The sequence below is a fragment of the Microbacterium sp. STN6 genome, from assembly GCF_026410545.1.
GTDB lineage: Bacteria > Actinomycetota > Actinomycetes > Actinomycetales > Microbacteriaceae > Root112D2.
Genome location: NZ_JAPMIT010000001.1, coordinates 1,104,868 through 1,119,624, shown reverse-complemented (window position 1 = coordinate 1,119,624; position 14,757 = coordinate 1,104,868). Strand labels below are relative to the sequence as shown.

Here is a 14,757-nt window from a genome sequence, read left to right as displayed (position 1 = left end):
GCGGCGACTCGCCGCACCCGCCGCGCCTTACGCCGAGATGAACGGTCCCGGTACGACCGGGGTGAGCGCCGCGAACTTGGGCTCGCGCCCGTCGCCGGAGGAGCGGCCCGTGAGCCGGCGGCCGATCCACGGCAGCACATACTCTCGGTAGTAGGCGGCCGTGCGGCGCGAACGCTCGCCGGCGGGCGCCTCGGCCACCTCGTCGACGCCCCATTCGGTGGGGACGACGCAGCCGAGCGCCAGCAGCACGTTCGAGGCCACCCGCGCGTGACCGAGAGCGTTCATGTGCATGCGGTCGGGGGACCAGTAGCGAATGTCGGCGAGCGTCGCGTCGGCCCAGTTGTCGACGAAGGTCACGCCGTCTCGCGGATACCGCTCGCGCACGAGGGCCGCCAGGCGCTCTCCGCGCTTCTGGATGAGACGGCCGGCGGGCAGGTGGTGCGTGGGGTTCGCCCCGCTCAGCAGCAGCATGTGCGGGCCGGCGGCGACCACGCGGCGGGCAGCTTCGGCGAGCTGGTCGGCGATCGATTCGAGCGTCACGCGGGGGCGCATGATGTCGTTGCCGCCGCCGTTCAGGCTGATCAGCTGCGGCGCCAGCGCGATGGCGGGCTCGAGCTGCTCGGCGATGAGCGGGCCGAGCTTGCGGCCGCGGATGGCGAGATTCGCGTAGGTGACGCGCTGGGCACTCGCCGCCGCGAGGCCGAGCGCCACCAGGTCGGCCCAGCCGCGCACGCGCCCGTCGCCCAGCTCGTCGCCGACGCCCTCGGTGAAACTGTCGCCGATGGCCACGAAGCTCTGGAACATGCCTCAACGCTATCGCCAGCGCACCCCTTCACGAGACGGCCGCATGAACCTACCCTGAGGGCGAAGGCAGGGCGTGTGCCCTCGCCCGCGAGACGGAAGGACGAACGGCCATGGCAGACAACGATGCGAACGGCACGGATGACGTCGGGGCCGGCCCCGACGGCGGCAAGGTGCGCACGGGACCGGACTCGTCGGATTCGCTGAAGTATTCGCAGGAGGTCACGTCGCCCGACGATGAGCCGGAGCGCGAGGGACGCAGCCTCGCGACGACGAGCCACGAGGTCATCAAGGAATGGGCCGAAGCGCGCGGCGGCAGGCCCGCCACGGTCGAGGGCACGGAGCATGGCGAGAACCTGGGCGTGCTGCGGTTCGACTTCGGCGACGAGACGAAGAACCTTCGCGAGGTCGACTGGGACGAATGGTTCGCCACCTTCGACGACCGCAAGCTGAACTTCATCTACCAGGAGACCCGCAGCGACGGCAGCCAGTCCAACTTCTTCCGCCTCGACAACCCCGACCGCGAGGACGGCTGAGCCGCCCGTGAGCGCTCGCACAGCACGACGCGTCCTGGCCACAGGAGCGGCCCTGGCCCTGGCCGGGGCCCTGGCCGCGTGCACCGGGATGCCGAACCCCGCGCCAGCCGCCACGAGCGAGCCGCCCGCGGCGCCGCAGGTGGCTGCGCCGACATCCGCTTCTCTGGCTGTCGTGCCGGAAGTCGTCAAGCAGGTCGAGCCGTCGGTCGTCACGATCACCACCCCGATCGGCCTCGGCAGCGGCGTCATCTATCGCAGCGACGGCACGATCGTCACCGATGCGCACGTGGTGGAGAACGAGCAGAAGCGGCCCTTCGACACCGTGCAGGTGCAGTTCGCCGACGGCGCGCAGGCGCAGGCCTCGGTGATCGCGGTCGATGACACGACCGACGTGGCCGTCATCAAGGCGAAGCGGAAGGGCCTTCCCGCGGCCACCTTCGCGAAGAGCGAGCCCGAGGTGGGGGAGCTCGCGATCGTGCTCGGCAGCCCGCTCGGCCTCGACGAGACGGTCACGGCGGGCATCATCTCGGGCCTGCACCGCAACATGCCCGCCTCGAGCCAGTCGCCGCAGGGCCTCATCGACCTCATTCAGACGGATGCGCCGATCTCGCCAGGCAACTCCGGTGGCGCGGTCGTCAACGGGCAGGCGCAGGTCGTCGGCCTCTCCGAGGCGTACCTGCCCCCGAGTTCGGGTGCCGTCGCGATCGGCTTCGTGACCCCGTCGACGACCGTGACCGACGTCGCCGACCAGCTCCTGAAGAGCGGCAAGGCGAGCCACGCGTTCCTCGGCGTCGTCTGCCGCGACATCACGCCCCAGCTCGCGGACCAGCTCGAGCTGTCGAAGACCGAGGGCGCCCTGGTGATTCAGGTTCAGGATGGCAGCCCCGCCGCGAGCGCCGGCATCAAACCGGGCGACATCATCACGAAGGTGGGGGATCGGAACGTGCACACCGTGCTCGATCTGGTGGCGGCGGTGCGCGCGGCGAAGGTGGGGCACACCGTGACGATCACAGATGTGCGCGGAAAGAAGTCGCTGTCGCTTCAGGCCACGCTCGTCGACCAGCAGTAGTGCAGATCACATCGTCTGCCGCATCGATGCCGCGCGTGCCGGTGGTGGGATTCGAACCCACACGCCCTCTCGGACAAAGCATTTTGAGTGCTCCGCGTCTGCCATTCCGCCACACCGGCGCACAACAACGAGACTCAGGATACCGTAGGCTTTGATCGTGAGTGACCAGGAAAACGCCCCCGCAGTTCCCCGCCGAGTCGTCGTCGCCGAAGACGAATCGCTGATCAGACTCGACATCGTCGAGATCCTGCGCGACAACGGCTTCGAGGTCGTCGGCGAGGCCGGCGACGGCGAGACGGCCGTGGCACTCGCCACCGAGCTGCGCCCCGACCTGGTGATCATGGACGTGAAGATGCCGCAGCTCGACGGCATCTCGGCGGCCGAGCGCCTCTCGAAGGCGCACATCGCCCCCGTCGTACTTCTCACGGCATTCAGCCAGAAGGAACTCGTCGAGCGCGCCACCGAGGCGGGCGCCCTCGCGTACGTCGTCAAGCCGTTCACGCCGAACGACCTGCTGCCCGCGATCGAGATCGCTCTGGCCCGCTACGCCCAGATCATCGCCCTCGAGGCAGAGGTCACCGACATGGTGGAGCGCTTCGAGACCCGCAAACTCGTCGACCGCGCCAAGGGCCTGCTCAACGAGAAGATGGGGCTGAGTGAGCCGGAGGCGTTCCGCTGGATCCAGAAGGCGTCGATGGACCGCCGACTCACCATGCACGATGTCGCGCAGGCGATCATCGAGCAGCTTTCGCCCAAGAAGTCCTAGCGTGAGCCGGGCTAGCGGCCCGGCATGTCCTTGATGAAATTCGTGATGCGGATCGTCGAGCAGCGCCTGCCCTGATCGTCGGTGACGGCGACCTCGTGCGTGGTCAGCGTGCGGCCGAGGTGTACGGGCGTGCAGACGCCGGTGACGTAGCCGCTGGTGGCCGACCGGGTGTGCGTGGCGTTGATCTCGATGCCGACCGCGAGCTTGCCTGGCCCCGCGTGCAGGTTGGCCGCCATCGAGCCGAGGGACTCGCCGAGCACCACATACGCGCCGCCGTGCAGCAGGTTCGCCGGCTGGGTATTGCCCTCGACCGGCATGCGGGCGACGGAGCGTTCAATGGTGAATTCGATGAACTCGATGCCCATCTTGTCGGCCAGGGCGCCGACGCCGCGTTCCCGCACATACTCGAGCGCATCCACGTCGCCTTCGAACATCTCCACCTTCATCTCGGGCCGTGTCCCGCCCCTCCCCGTGACTGTCGGAGGGCGCTTGTAGGCTGGCCTACGTGTCGGACTCCGAAAAGCCTACCCTCCTCGTCATCGACGGCCATTCGCTCGCATTCCGGGCGTTCTACGCGCTTCCCATCGACAGTTTCGTCAACCGCGAGGGCCAGCACACGAACGCCATCCATGGCTTCATCGCGATGCTCATCAACCTGCTGAAGAACGAGAAGCCCACCCACATCGCGGTGGCCTTCGACATCTCGCGCTACTCGTTCCGCACGCGCGACTACCCCGAGTACAAGGGCACGCGCGGCGAGACCCCGCCGGAATTCGTCGGCCAGGTGCCGCTTCTCGAAGAGGCGCTGCATGCCATGAACATCGTCACGGTCACGAAAGAGGATTACGAGGCCGACGACATTCTCGCCACCCTCGCCAGGCAGGGTGCCGAGCAGGGTTTCAGGGTCTTCGTCGTCTCCGGTGACCGCGATTCGCTGCAGCTGGTGAACGACGACGTGACGGTGCTGTACCCGAACGCGCGTGGGGTCTCCGAACTCAAGCGCTACGACCCGCAGACCGTCTTCGAGCGCTATGGAATCGCACCCCACCAATACCCCGACATCGCGGCGCTCGTGGGCGAGACCAGCGACAACCTCATCGGCATTGACAAGGTCGGCGAGAAGACGGCCGTCAAGTGGATCACGAAGTACGGCAGCCTCGACGAGGTGCTGGCGCACGCCGACGAGATCACCGGCGTCGTCGGCGAGAAGCTGCGCGAGCAGAAGGAGAACGCCATCCGCAACCGCCGGCTCAACCGGCTCGTCAACGACGTCGAGCTGCCGGTCGGCCCGGCCGACCTCGCGCGCAAGCCCATTAACGAGCAGGCCATCCGCGAGATCTTCGGCCGGCTGCAGTTCAAGACGCTGCTCGAGCGGCTGCTGAAGGCCGCGGCAGAAGACGGCGGTCTCGACGGGCAGATCGTCGACGAGACGGTGTCAGAGGAGGTCGGGCCCGAGGTTCCCGTCGTTCGCACGCTGATCGACGAGGAGCTCGCGAATTGGATCGAGCGCGTGAGCGCTGCCGGCACCCGAGCGTTGGGCCTGCAGGTCGAGCACGGACCTGGCGGCGTCACGGGATTCGGCCTCGCCACCGACGACGACTCCGCCTATGTCCCGTGGGCTCCCGGCCGGCCGGATTACACGGCGCTCGAGGCCTGGCTCGCCTCGGACGCGCCGAAGCACATGTACTACGCAAAGCCGCAGCTGAAGGCGCTGAGCCGGGCAGGCATCCGCTTCTCGGGTCTCGCCTTCGACACCCGGCTCGCGGGCTGGCTCATCAGGCCGGGCACGGTGCCGAAGTCGCTCGCCGAGCAGGTGTACGAGATTCTGGGCGAGACGCTGCCGGTCGCCGACCCCAACCAGCTGGTGCCGGCCGACGATGCGATCGGCCCTGCCACCGAGGCATGGTACGTGCTGCGCCTCGCCGACAGCCAGGCACTCGCCATCGACGCCGGGTCCCGGCGCGTGCTCGACGAGATCGAGCTTCCGCTGGTGTCGGTGCTCGCCAGAATGGAACTCGACGGCGTCGCCATCGACCAGCCCGTCCTGGCGGCCCTGAGGCAAGAGCTCACGGCACAGGCCGACGCCTTCGCAGCGAGCGCGTTCGCCGAGATCGGGCACGAGGTCAACCTCGGCTCGCCCAAGCAACTGCAGCAGGTGCTCTTCGACGAGCTCGGCATGCCCAAGACCCGCTCGACCAAGACCGGCTTTTCCACGGATGCCGCGGCGCTGGCCGATCTGCAGGAGAAGAACCCGCACCCCTTCCTCGGGCTGCTGCTGCAGCATCGCGACGCCACGAAGCTCAAGCAGATCATTGAGACGCTCGAGCGCTCGGTGGAGGGCGACGGGCGCATCCACACCACGTACGACCAGACCGGCACGACGACGGGGCGCATCTCGTCGAACGACCCGAACCTGCAGAACATCCCCGTGCGCACCGACGAGGGCCGGCGCATCCGCTCGGCCTTCATGTCGGCACCGGAATACGAGACCCTGCTCACCGCCGACTACTCGCAGATCGAGATGCGCATCATGGCGCACCTCTCGGGCGACGCCGGCCTCATCGAGGCGTTCAACGCCGGCGAAGACCTGCACCGTTTCGTCGGCGCGCGCATCTTCGGCGTCGAGCCGGCAGACGTGACGCCCGCCATGCGCTCGAAGGTCAAAGCCATGTCGTACGGGCTGGCCTACGGGCTCAGCGCGTTCGGCCTTTCGAAGCAGCTGCGCATCGAATCGAGCGAGGCAAAGCAGCTCATGACCGACTACTTCGCCCGCTTCGGGGCGGTGCGCGACTACCTGCGCAACGTGGTGGAGCAGGCACGCATCGACGGCTACACCGAGACCATCTTCGGCCGCAGGCGCCCCTTCGCCGACCTCAACAGCACCAACCGCGTGCTGCGTGACAACGCCGAACGCGCCGCGCTCAACGCGCCCATCCAGGGCTCGGCGGCCGACATCATGAAGATCGCCATGCTCGGCATCGCACGAGACATCGCGGCGGGCGAGCTGCGCTCACGCATGCTGCTGCAGGTGCACGACGAGCTCATCTTCGAGGTCGCAGCGGGGGAGTGGGACGCTCTCGAGCAGATCGTGACCGCGCGCATGTCCGGGGCCGCCGAGCTCAGCGTTCCGCTCGACGTTCAGGTGGGTCGTGGCCGCAACTGGGATGCCGCCGCGCACTGACGGGATCTCGATACGCTGCGCTACTCGATGAGCGGCGTTCGCCTTTAAGCTCGAACACATGACACACGCAGAGCCGCGCACACCCACCCCCATCGACACGATCGCCGAGGAGTGGGTCGATACAGAACTGGATCTCAACCCCGAATACCGCGTCTACCTCGGCAGAGAGGGCCACGAGGGCGAGTACGCCGACTATTCGCCCGCCGGCGCCGAACGCCAGGTGGCCGCAGAACGGCAGGCGCTCGCGAAGATCCGTGCCGCCGAGCCCGTCGACGAGGTCGACCGCATCACGAAGCTCGACCTCACCCGCGAGCTCGAGTTGGCCGTCGAGAAGCACGAGGCCGGATTCGCGCAGCGCGACCTCAACGTGATCGCTTCGCCCGTGCAGGGCCTGCGCGACATCTTCGACCTCGTACCCACCGACACCGAGAACGACTGGGCGAACATCGCGACGCGCATGCACAACCTGCCGCAGGCGATGCGCGGGTACATCGAGACCCTGCGCAGCGGGATCGGCGCGGGCAACGTTCCCGCCATCCGGCAGGTGCGCGAGAACATCACGCAGGCGCGCAAGCAGGTTGCCGAGACCGGGTTCTTCTTCCAACTCGTGAAGCAGGCGACGGCGCGCGGCGAGGCCCTGCCCGCGTCGCTTACCGACGACCTGGCCGCCGGCGCACGTGAATCTGCGGCGGCATACGACGAGCTGGCGGGGTTCCTCGCCGACGAGCTCGCGCCACATGCTCCCGAGGCGGATGCGGTAGGTCGCGAGATCTACCAGCTCGCCTCCCGCTCGTTCCTCGGCGCCACGGTCGATCTCGACGAGACGTACGAGTGGGGGATCGACGAGCTCGCGCGCATGACGGCCGAGCAGGAGACGATCGCCCGCGAGATCAAGCCGGGCGCATCCGTCGCCGAGGCCATCGCGTTCCTCGAAGCCGACCCGTCGCGCAAGCTGCACGGCACCGACGCCCTGCAGCGCTGGATGCAGGAGACGAGCGACCGCGCCGTCGACGAGCTCTCGCGCTCGCACTTCGACATTCCCGACGAGGTCAGGCGCCTGGAGTGCATGATCGCGCCCACCCAGGAAGGCGGCATCTACTACACAGGCCCGACCGACGACTTCTCGCGCGCCGGCCGCATGTGGTGGAGCGTGCCAGAAGGCGTCACCGAGTTCGACACGTGGCGCGAGCTGACCACCGTGTACCACGAGGGCGTTCCGGGCCACCACCTGCAGATCGGGCAGGCGACGTACAACAAGGCCACCCTGAACACCTGGCGCCGCACGGCCGGCACCTCCGGCCACGCGGAGGGCTGGGCGTTGTATGCCGAGAGGCTCATGGAACAGCTCGGCTACCTCGACGATCCGGCCGACCGGCTCGGCATGCTCGATGGCCAGCGGATGCGCGCGGCTCGTGTCGTGCTCGACATCGGCGTGCACCTCGGCAAGCCGCTGCCAGACGGTTCCGGCACGTGGAGTGGTGAGTACGCGTTCGGGTTCCTCGGCCGCAACGTGAACATGAACGAGCCGTTCGTGCGCTTCGAGGTCAACCGCTACCTCGGCTGGCCCGGACAGGCGCCGTCGTACAAGATCGGCCAGCGCATCTGGGAACAGCTGCGAGACGAGTACAAGCGCCGCGAGGGCGCCGACTTCGACATCAAGGCGTTCCACTCGAAGGCGCTGAACATCGGCGGCGTCGGGCTCGACACGCTGCGCTCGGCGCTGCTCGACTAGGGCCTGCGAGACGCACGGTTAAGCGCGGAACGGCCGGGCTCCACGTCAGTGGGGCCCGGCCGCATCCGCTTCACGCTCTCGGAACGGCTGCGCTACTCGGATTCGAGGGTGGCGTCAACCGTGATCTTCGCGCCCGCGAAAAGACGCGAGACCGGGCACAGAGCGGATGCCTCGTCGACGACCTTCTGGAAGGTCGCCTCGTCGACTCCCGGCACGACGGCCGTGACCGTGAGCGCGGATGACACGATGGTCGGCACGCCGTCGACCGCGTCGAGAGTGACGGTCGACGAAACGCTTACACGCGTGGCCTGCAGCTTGTTCTCGCCGAGGCGCATGCTCAGCGCCATCGAGTAGCAGGAGGAGTGCGCGGCGGCGGCGAGTTCCTCCGGGCTGGTCTTGCCGCCCGGCTGCTCGGTGCGCGAGGCCCAGGTGACCGGCAGGGTGAGTGCTCCACTGCCGGAGGTGATGGTGCCGTTGCCGGAGGCGAGGTTGCCCTCCCAGACGGTCTCGGCAGTGCGATCGGCGATGCTCATGTGATGCCCTCTTTCTGACTTCTCTGCGGTCGCGGCAAAAGAATTGATGCCTGTCCTCTAAAAGTAGCAGTGGGCGACGGATCTGGCGCCGGTCGAGTGCGGTGGACGCACCTCGTAGGATTCCGCTAGGATTGAACGTCACGTCTGTGACGTCCTATCCGCCTGCCTCTTCGCGGAAAACACAAGAAAAGAACTCGCCGGCCGCATATGCAGCCTGCTCGCGAGAGGCCCGATACATGTCCATCCTGGAGCACACATCTCTATGACAACCGCAACGACCGACAAGCAGACCAAGCAGGTCGCGATCAACGACATCGGCTCTGCTGAAGACTTTCTAGCCGCGGTCGAAAAAACTCTGAAGTTCTTCAATGACGGTGACCTCATCTCTGGCACCGTGGTGAAGATCGACCGCGACGAGGTCCTCCTCGACGTCGGCTACAAGACCGAGGGTGTCATCCCCTCGCGCGAGCTTTCCATCAAGCACGACGTCGACCCGAGTGAGGTCGTGAACGTCGGCGACACCGTCGAGGCGCTCGTCCTGCAGAAGGAAGACAAAGAAGGCCGCCTCATCCTCTCCAAGAAGCGCGCGCAGTACGAGCGCGCCTGGGGCGATGTGGAGAAGATCAAGGAGGCCGACGGTGTGGTCACCGGTACGGTCATCGAGGTCGTCAAGGGCGGCCTGATCGTCGACATCGGCCTGCGCGGCTTCCTGCCCGCCTCGCTCATCGAGTTGCGCCGCGTGCGCGACCTGACCCCGTACCTGGGCCAGGAGATCGAGGCGAAGATCCTCGAGCTCGACAAGAACCGCAACAACGTCGTGCTCTCACGCCGCGCGCTCCTCGAAGAGACGCAGTCGGCCAGCCGCACCTCGTTCCTCAACAACCTGCACAAGGGTCAGGTGCGCAAGGGCGTCGTCTCGTCCATCGTCAACTTCGGCGCGTTCGTCGACCTCGGCGGCGTCGACGGTCTGGTGCACGTCTCCGAGCTCAGCTGGAAGCACATCGAGCACGCCTCAGAGGTCGTGGAGGTCGGCCAGGAGGTCACCGTCGAGATCCTCGAGGTCGACCTCGACCGCGAGCGCGTCTCCCTGTCGCTCAAGGCGACGCAGGAAGACCCGTGGCAGGTGTTCGCCCGCACGCACGCGATCGGCCAGGTCGCACCGGGCAAGGTCACCAAGCTCGTTCCGTTCGGCGCGTTCGTTCGCGTCGCAGACGGCATCGAGGGCCTCGTGCACATCTCCGAGCTGTCATCGAAGCACGTCGAGCTCGCCGAGCAGGTCGTGTCGGTCGGCGAAGAGGTCTTCGTCAAGATCATCGACATCGACCTCGAGCGTCGCCGCATCTCGCTCTCGCTGAAGCAGGCGAACGAAGGCGTCGACCCCGAGGGCACCGAGTTCGACCCGGCGCTGTACGGCATGCTCACGGAGTACGACGAGGCCGGCAACTACAAGTACCCGGAGGGCTTCGACCCCGAGACGAACGAGTGGAAGGAAGGCTTCGACACCGAGCGCGAGAAGTGGGAGCAGGACTACGCTGCCGCTCAGGCTCGCTGGGAGGCCCACAAGAAGCAGGTCGCGAAGGGTCTGGAAGAGGAGGCCGCCTCTGGCGCCGCCGCCTCGACCGGTTCCGCGTCGTCGTCGTTCACGAGCGAGACCGCCGGCGGCGGAACGCTTGCCGACGACGAGTCGCTCGCCGCGCTGCGCGAGAAGCTCTCGAGCAACCGCTAAGCACCGCACCGCACACGAAGCGGCCGGCTCCCGTCAGGGGGCCGGCCGCTTCGTGCATCCGCTCTGCTTCTCGTCGCCTGGGCCGATAACATGGGCGGATGCCGGTGGTCGCGCTCACAGGAGGAATCGCTTCGGGCAAGTCGACGGTCGCCGCGAGGCTCGTCGAGCACGGAGCCGTTCTCGTCGACGCCGACCGGCTCGCCCGCGAGGTCGTCGAGCCGGGAACGCCCGCGCTGGCCCAGATCGCGCGACGGTTCGGGCCCGGGGTCATCGACACGGATGGCCTGCTGAACCGGCCGGCTCTCGGGGCCATCGTCTTCGGCGATGAGCAGAGCCTGCGCGACCTGAACGCGATCACGCATCCCGCGGTCTGGCGGCTGGCAAAGGAGCGGTTCGCCGAGGCCTTCGCTAGCGACCCGGATGTCGTCGTCGTGTACGACGTGCCGCTGCTGGTCGAGGCGAGCGGGGATCGCCCGCTGCACTTCGACCGGGTCGTTGTCGTGCACGCCGACCGCGAGGAGCGCATTCGCCGCCTCGTCGAGCTGCGCGGACTTTCCCGCGAGGAGGCCGAGCGTCGTCTCGACGCACAGGCGAGCGATGCCGAGCGCCTCGCGGTGGCCGACGAGGTGATCGACGCGAATGGCACCCTCAACGAGACGCTGCGCCAGGTCGACGAGCTGTGGCGGCGCCGATTCGCGCCGGGGTCGCCGGCAGCGCAAGAATGAGCGCATGAGCGACTCTCGCACGGTTCACGCGCCCCGCATCGTCTCCGTGAGCCGCGACGATCAGCATCGGTTCAGCAAGCCGGCACTCGACTCCATTCGGCTCGTCGAGGGCTGGGGCGTCGAGGGGGACGCGCACGCCGGCGTCACCGTGCAGCATCTCTCGCGCGTGGCGCGCAACCCGTCCGAACCGAACCTGCGCCAGGTGCACCTCATCCACTCGGAGCTCTTCGACGAGGTCGCCGAGCGCGGGTTCACGGTGCGCGCGGGGGAGATGGGCGAGAACGTCACCACCAGCGGGCTCGACCTTCTCGGCCTGCCCGTCGGCACCGTGCTGCGCCTCGGCCACCAGGCCCGCGTGCGCGTCACGGGCTTGCGCAACCCGTGCCATCAGATCAATGGAATCGCGCCGGCGCTCATGAACGAGATGGTTCTGCGGATGCCGGACGGCACCGTCGTGCGCAAGGCGGGCGTGATGGCCGTGGTGCTCGCCGGGGGAGTCGTGCATGCGGGCGACATGATCGGCGTCGAGCTGCCCGAGGGGGCGCACGAGCCGTTGCAGCCCGTCTGATTCAGACCAGGGCCGGCCAGACGAGCAGCACGGTCGGAATCGCGAGCAGACCCGCGGCGAACGCGAACGCGAGAGCCCGGGCCGGCGCCGAGAGCCCGCGCGATCCGGCGCTCAGCCGCGCGATACGCCGGGTGGCCGTCGGCCCCGCCGCCGCGAGGGGATCGAGCGGATCGAAACCCGCGGGCAGCTCGCCGTCCCCCGCCGTCGTCGCCCCGTCGCCCGCCGTCGATGCCACGAGCGCAATGGACTGCCCGAGCGTGGCATCCGTGACCTCTCGCCTGGCGTGATCGTCGGCAAGCATCTCGACGAGCAGGGCGACCGCACCCTGCGCGCGCGTGGCGATCGGAAACCACGGCAGCGCCCCGCGCCAGGCACGGAACGACAGCAGCACCAGGTGGTGCCGTTGGAGAGCGTGCGCACGTTCGTGCGCGATGACGGCACGCAATTGCGCGTCGTCGAGCAGGCTCACGAGCCCGGCCGAGAGCACCGTGACCGAGCGCGTCGTGCCGGGCAGGCAGTATGCCACCGGGGCCGCGTGCTCGATGAGGCGCGTTCCCGGCTGCGAGGGCATCGGGTTGCTCAGCAGCGTGACGAGCGCCCGGTGCCTGCGCCGCAGCCGCTCTGTTCGCACGAACGTGGTCACGAGGCTCAGCAGCAGATGGATGCTGAGCAGCACCGCGCCGCTCAGCGCGAACATCTGCAGGAACATCGCCCCCGGCGGCAGAGTGGCGTTCGCCAGCGAGAGGCCGAAGCGGTGCAGGCCCGCAACGAGATTGTCGCCGAACGGCACGAGACCGAACGTGAGCATGGCGCCGATCATCGAGAGCCCGCCGGCCAGCGCGATCGACTGCCAGATCACGAGCGCGGTTCCCGGGGCGCGGTCCGGCCAGGACGCCCGCGCCAGCAGGATCGGCACGGGCCACGCCAGCGCGATCGCGAGCGCCGCCAGCGCGAAGGACGTGAGCAGCACGGCGCCGGTTACTTGCCGTCGAGCAGGCGCCTCAGCGCGGCCGCCTCACCGGGAGCCACCTGGCCGACAAACCGGGCGAGAACCGCCTCACGATCGGGGGCGGTGCCAAGCACCTCGTGCATGAGCTCGGCCATGTGGTCGGCGCGCGTGGTGGCCGCTCGGTAGAGGTGCGGCCTCGAGTCGCGGTCGCGGGTGACGAAGCCCTTGTTCTCCAGGCGCGAGAGCACCGTGAGCACAGTCGTCGCCGCGAGCTGCGCGCTCAGCGCGTCACGCAGGTCGTTGGCGCTCAGCGCCGCATCCCGGTCCCAGAGCACATCCATGACCGAGCGTTCGAGGTCTCCGAGGGTCGCCATGCATCGATTCTACATGAAGTAGAAATCTAACTTCTACACGTGGTAGAACTGAAGAGTTCTACGCATCGTAGAAGAGGTTTCCCGATCGGAGGCACCGTGCACGCGATGGATCTGGACCCGCTGCTGATCGCGCGGTGGCAGTTCGGCATCGTCACCGTCTACCACTTCTGGATGGTGCCGCTGACGATCGGCCTCGGCCCCGTCGTGGCGTTCATGCAGCACCGCTGGCACGTCACGGGCGACGACCGCTATTACCGCATGACGAAGTTCTGGGGAAAGCTCTACCTCATCAACTTCATCATCGGGGTGGCGACCGGCCTCGTGCAGGAGTTCCAGTTCGGCCTGGCGTGGAGCGAGTACAGCAGGTTCGTCGGCGACGTCTTCGGCGCCCCGCTCGCGATGGAGTCGCTGCTCGCCTTCTTCATCGAGTCGACGTTCTTAGGGCTGTGGATCTTCGGATGGGGCAAACTGCCCAAGCGCATCCACCTCGCGTGCCTGTGGGTCGCCGTCGTCGGTTCCACGCTGTCGGCGTACTTCATCATCACCGCCAACTCGTGGATGCAGCACCCGGTCGGGGTCGAGCTGCACGACGGTCGCCCCGTGATGACCGACATCTGGGCGGTGCTGACCAACAACACCGCCGTCGCGGCGTTCACGCACACCATCTTCGGCTCGCTCGGCGTGGCCGGCGCGTTCCTGCTCGGCATCGCCTGGTACCACCTGTGGCAGCGTCGGCGCGACGGTATCGACACCGTGGATGCGACCGGTCACGTGATCGTCGGCGAGGCGCCGGAGATCCGTGGTCGCGACCGCGAGGATCACCGCGTGTGGCTCAGCTCGCTGCGCATCGGCGCGGTCGTGGCGGTGTTCGCCTTCGCCGGCGTCGCGATCACGGGAGACGTGCAGGGCAAGCTCATGTTCGAGCAGCAGCCGATGAAGATGGCCGCCGCCGAGGCCGCCTGCCACACCGGAACGGACTTTTCGGTGCTCTCGATCGGCAACCCGGGCTCCAGGGACTGCTCGGACGTCACGGGGGTCATCGAGATCCCGGGGCTGCTCTCGTTCCTGGCGCACGGCGACTTCTCGACTCCCGTCAAGGGCGTGAACCAGCTTCTGCCCGAATACCAGAAGATGTACGGCACGCACCTGCCGAACAAGGCCATCTACGGCGATCGGGCAGGGGAGGCGATCGACTACGTGCCGATCATGGAGGTTACATACTGGGGCTTCCGCATCATGATCGGCTTCGGCGCCCTCGCCGCTTTCGCCGCCGCCGTCGCCCTCTGGCTCACGCGCAAGGGCACCGTGCCAGAGCGCAAGTCGCTCATGGTGCTCGCCGTCATCGGCATCACCGCGCCGTTCGCCGCGAACTCGGCGGGCTGGATCTTCACCGAGATGGGCAGGCAACCCTTCGTGGTCGCGCCAAACCCCTCCGGCGTCGACGGCGTGTTCATGTTCACGGCCGCGGCGGTCTCGCCCGGCGTCAGCTTCGGCGAGATCCTGTTCTCGCTCGTCAGCCTCGGCGCGGTCTACGCCCTGCTCATGGTGTTCGAGCTGAGGCTCCTCGTGAAGTACGTGCGGGGTGGCGTCGCGAGTGCGGTGCCGGAACTCGGGGCCGCGAGCACGCGGGGCGGCTCACGCGGGCCCGGCGACGACGAGAACGGCCCCGATGGACCGTCGGGAGCCGCCGACGATGTGCTGGCGTTCGCGTATTGACGCGCATCCGCTGCGCACCCTCACTGCACGACCGCACCGCACTACACAACCGCACCGTGCAACCGCACCGCACAACCGCAC

General features: G+C 68.0%; 14 protein-coding genes and 1 tRNA gene. 9 read left to right on the top strand and 6 right to left on the bottom strand.

Features of this window, described 5'->3' with window-relative positions:
* Positions 1–27 precede the first annotated feature (27 nt).
* Complete coding sequence (locus OSC27_RS05145) at positions 28–804, bottom strand: SGNH/GDSL hydrolase family protein (RefSeq protein ID WP_267180315.1); 777 nt, start codon at positions 802–804, stop codon at positions 28–30.
* Positions 805–914: 110 nt separating this feature from the next.
* Here OSC27_RS05145 and OSC27_RS05140 point away from each other — a divergent pair, with 110 nt between their 5' ends.
* Together OSC27_RS05140 and OSC27_RS05135 are read left to right on the top strand one after the other, a co-directional pair.
* Positions 915–1,337 carry a hypothetical protein gene (locus OSC27_RS05140; RefSeq protein WP_267180314.1) on the top strand — a complete coding sequence of 141 codons (423 nt, stop codon included), beginning with the start codon at positions 915–917 and terminating at the stop codon, positions 1,335–1,337.
* 7 nt (positions 1,338–1,344) lie between these two features.
* A complete protein-coding gene (locus OSC27_RS05135) occupies positions 1,345–2,406 on the top strand; it encodes a S1C family serine protease (RefSeq protein ID WP_267180313.1) in 1,062 nt (353 codons plus the stop codon).
* Between the two features lie 36 nt (positions 2,407–2,442).
* Here the strand turns inward: OSC27_RS05135 and OSC27_RS05130 are convergent.
* Positions 2,443–2,525 (bottom strand) — tRNA-Leu (locus OSC27_RS05130).
* A gap of 38 nt (positions 2,526–2,563) precedes the next feature.
* Here OSC27_RS05130 and OSC27_RS05125 point away from each other — a divergent pair.
* Complete coding sequence (locus OSC27_RS05125; RefSeq protein ID WP_267180312.1) at positions 2,564–3,172, top strand: ANTAR domain-containing response regulator; 609 nt, start codon at positions 2,564–2,566, stop codon at positions 3,170–3,172.
* Between the two features lie 11 nt (positions 3,173–3,183).
* Here OSC27_RS05125 and OSC27_RS05120 read toward each other — a convergent pair whose 3' ends face one another.
* Positions 3,184–3,618 (bottom strand): hotdog fold thioesterase, encoded by a 435-nt coding sequence (locus OSC27_RS05120; RefSeq protein WP_267180311.1) that lies wholly within the window; start codon positions 3,616–3,618, stop codon positions 3,184–3,186.
* 59 nt (positions 3,619–3,677) lie between these two features.
* On the opposite strand from OSC27_RS05120, the gene polA reads away from it, so the two are divergent.
* Both polA and OSC27_RS05110 read left to right on the top strand, forming a co-directional pair.
* The gene (gene polA / locus OSC27_RS05115) at positions 3,678–6,353 is read left to right on the top strand and encodes a DNA polymerase I (protein ID WP_267180310.1); all 2,676 of its coding nucleotides are present in this window, start codon (positions 3,678–3,680) and stop codon (positions 6,351–6,353) included.
* A 58-nt stretch (positions 6,354–6,411) separates the two neighbouring features.
* Entirely contained in the window at positions 6,412–8,085 is a 1,674-nt protein-coding gene (locus tag OSC27_RS05110; protein ID WP_267180309.1) for a DUF885 domain-containing protein, read from the top strand.
* 92 nt (positions 8,086–8,177) lie between these two features.
* Here OSC27_RS05110 and OSC27_RS05105 read toward each other — a convergent pair whose 3' ends face one another.
* Positions 8,178–8,618 carry an OsmC family peroxiredoxin gene (locus OSC27_RS05105; protein WP_267180308.1) on the bottom strand — a complete coding sequence of 147 codons (441 nt, stop codon included), beginning with the start codon at positions 8,616–8,618 and terminating at the stop codon, positions 8,178–8,180.
* Positions 8,619–8,880: 262 nt separating this feature from the next.
* Between OSC27_RS05105 and rpsA the strand changes: the two genes are divergently transcribed.
* The 3 genes from rpsA to OSC27_RS05090 all read left to right on the top strand — a co-directional run bounded on the left by rpsA (position 8,881) and on the right by OSC27_RS05090 (position 11,637).
* A complete protein-coding gene (gene rpsA / locus OSC27_RS05100) occupies positions 8,881–10,344 on the top strand; it encodes a 30S ribosomal protein S1 (protein ID WP_267180307.1) in 1,464 nt (487 codons plus the stop codon).
* A gap of 98 nt (positions 10,345–10,442) precedes the next feature.
* A complete protein-coding gene (gene coaE / locus OSC27_RS05095; protein ID WP_267180306.1) occupies positions 10,443–11,069 on the top strand; it encodes a dephospho-CoA kinase in 627 nt (208 codons plus the stop codon).
* Between the two features lie 4 nt (positions 11,070–11,073).
* The gene (locus OSC27_RS05090) at positions 11,074–11,637 is read left to right on the top strand and encodes an MOSC domain-containing protein (protein WP_267180305.1); all 564 of its coding nucleotides are present in this window, start codon (positions 11,074–11,076) and stop codon (positions 11,635–11,637) included.
* Position 11,638: 1 nt separating this feature from the next.
* Here OSC27_RS05090 and OSC27_RS05085 read toward each other — a convergent pair whose 3' ends face one another.
* Both OSC27_RS05085 and OSC27_RS05080 read right to left on the bottom strand, forming a co-directional pair.
* Complete coding sequence (locus OSC27_RS05085; RefSeq protein ID WP_267180304.1) at positions 11,639–12,607, bottom strand: M56 family metallopeptidase; 969 nt, start codon at positions 12,605–12,607, stop codon at positions 11,639–11,641.
* Positions 12,608–12,615: 8 nt separating this feature from the next.
* Positions 12,616–12,960: a BlaI/MecI/CopY family transcriptional regulator gene (locus OSC27_RS05080; RefSeq protein WP_267180303.1), complete on the bottom strand. Its 345-nt coding sequence runs from the start codon at positions 12,958–12,960 to the stop codon at positions 12,616–12,618.
* Positions 12,961–13,071: 111 nt separating this feature from the next.
* Between OSC27_RS05080 and OSC27_RS05075 the strand changes: the two genes are divergently transcribed.
* Positions 13,072–14,676 carry a cytochrome ubiquinol oxidase subunit I gene (locus tag OSC27_RS05075; RefSeq protein WP_267180439.1) on the top strand — a complete coding sequence of 535 codons (1,605 nt, stop codon included), beginning with the start codon at positions 13,072–13,074 and terminating at the stop codon, positions 14,674–14,676.
* Positions 14,677–14,757: the final 81 nt, after the last annotated feature.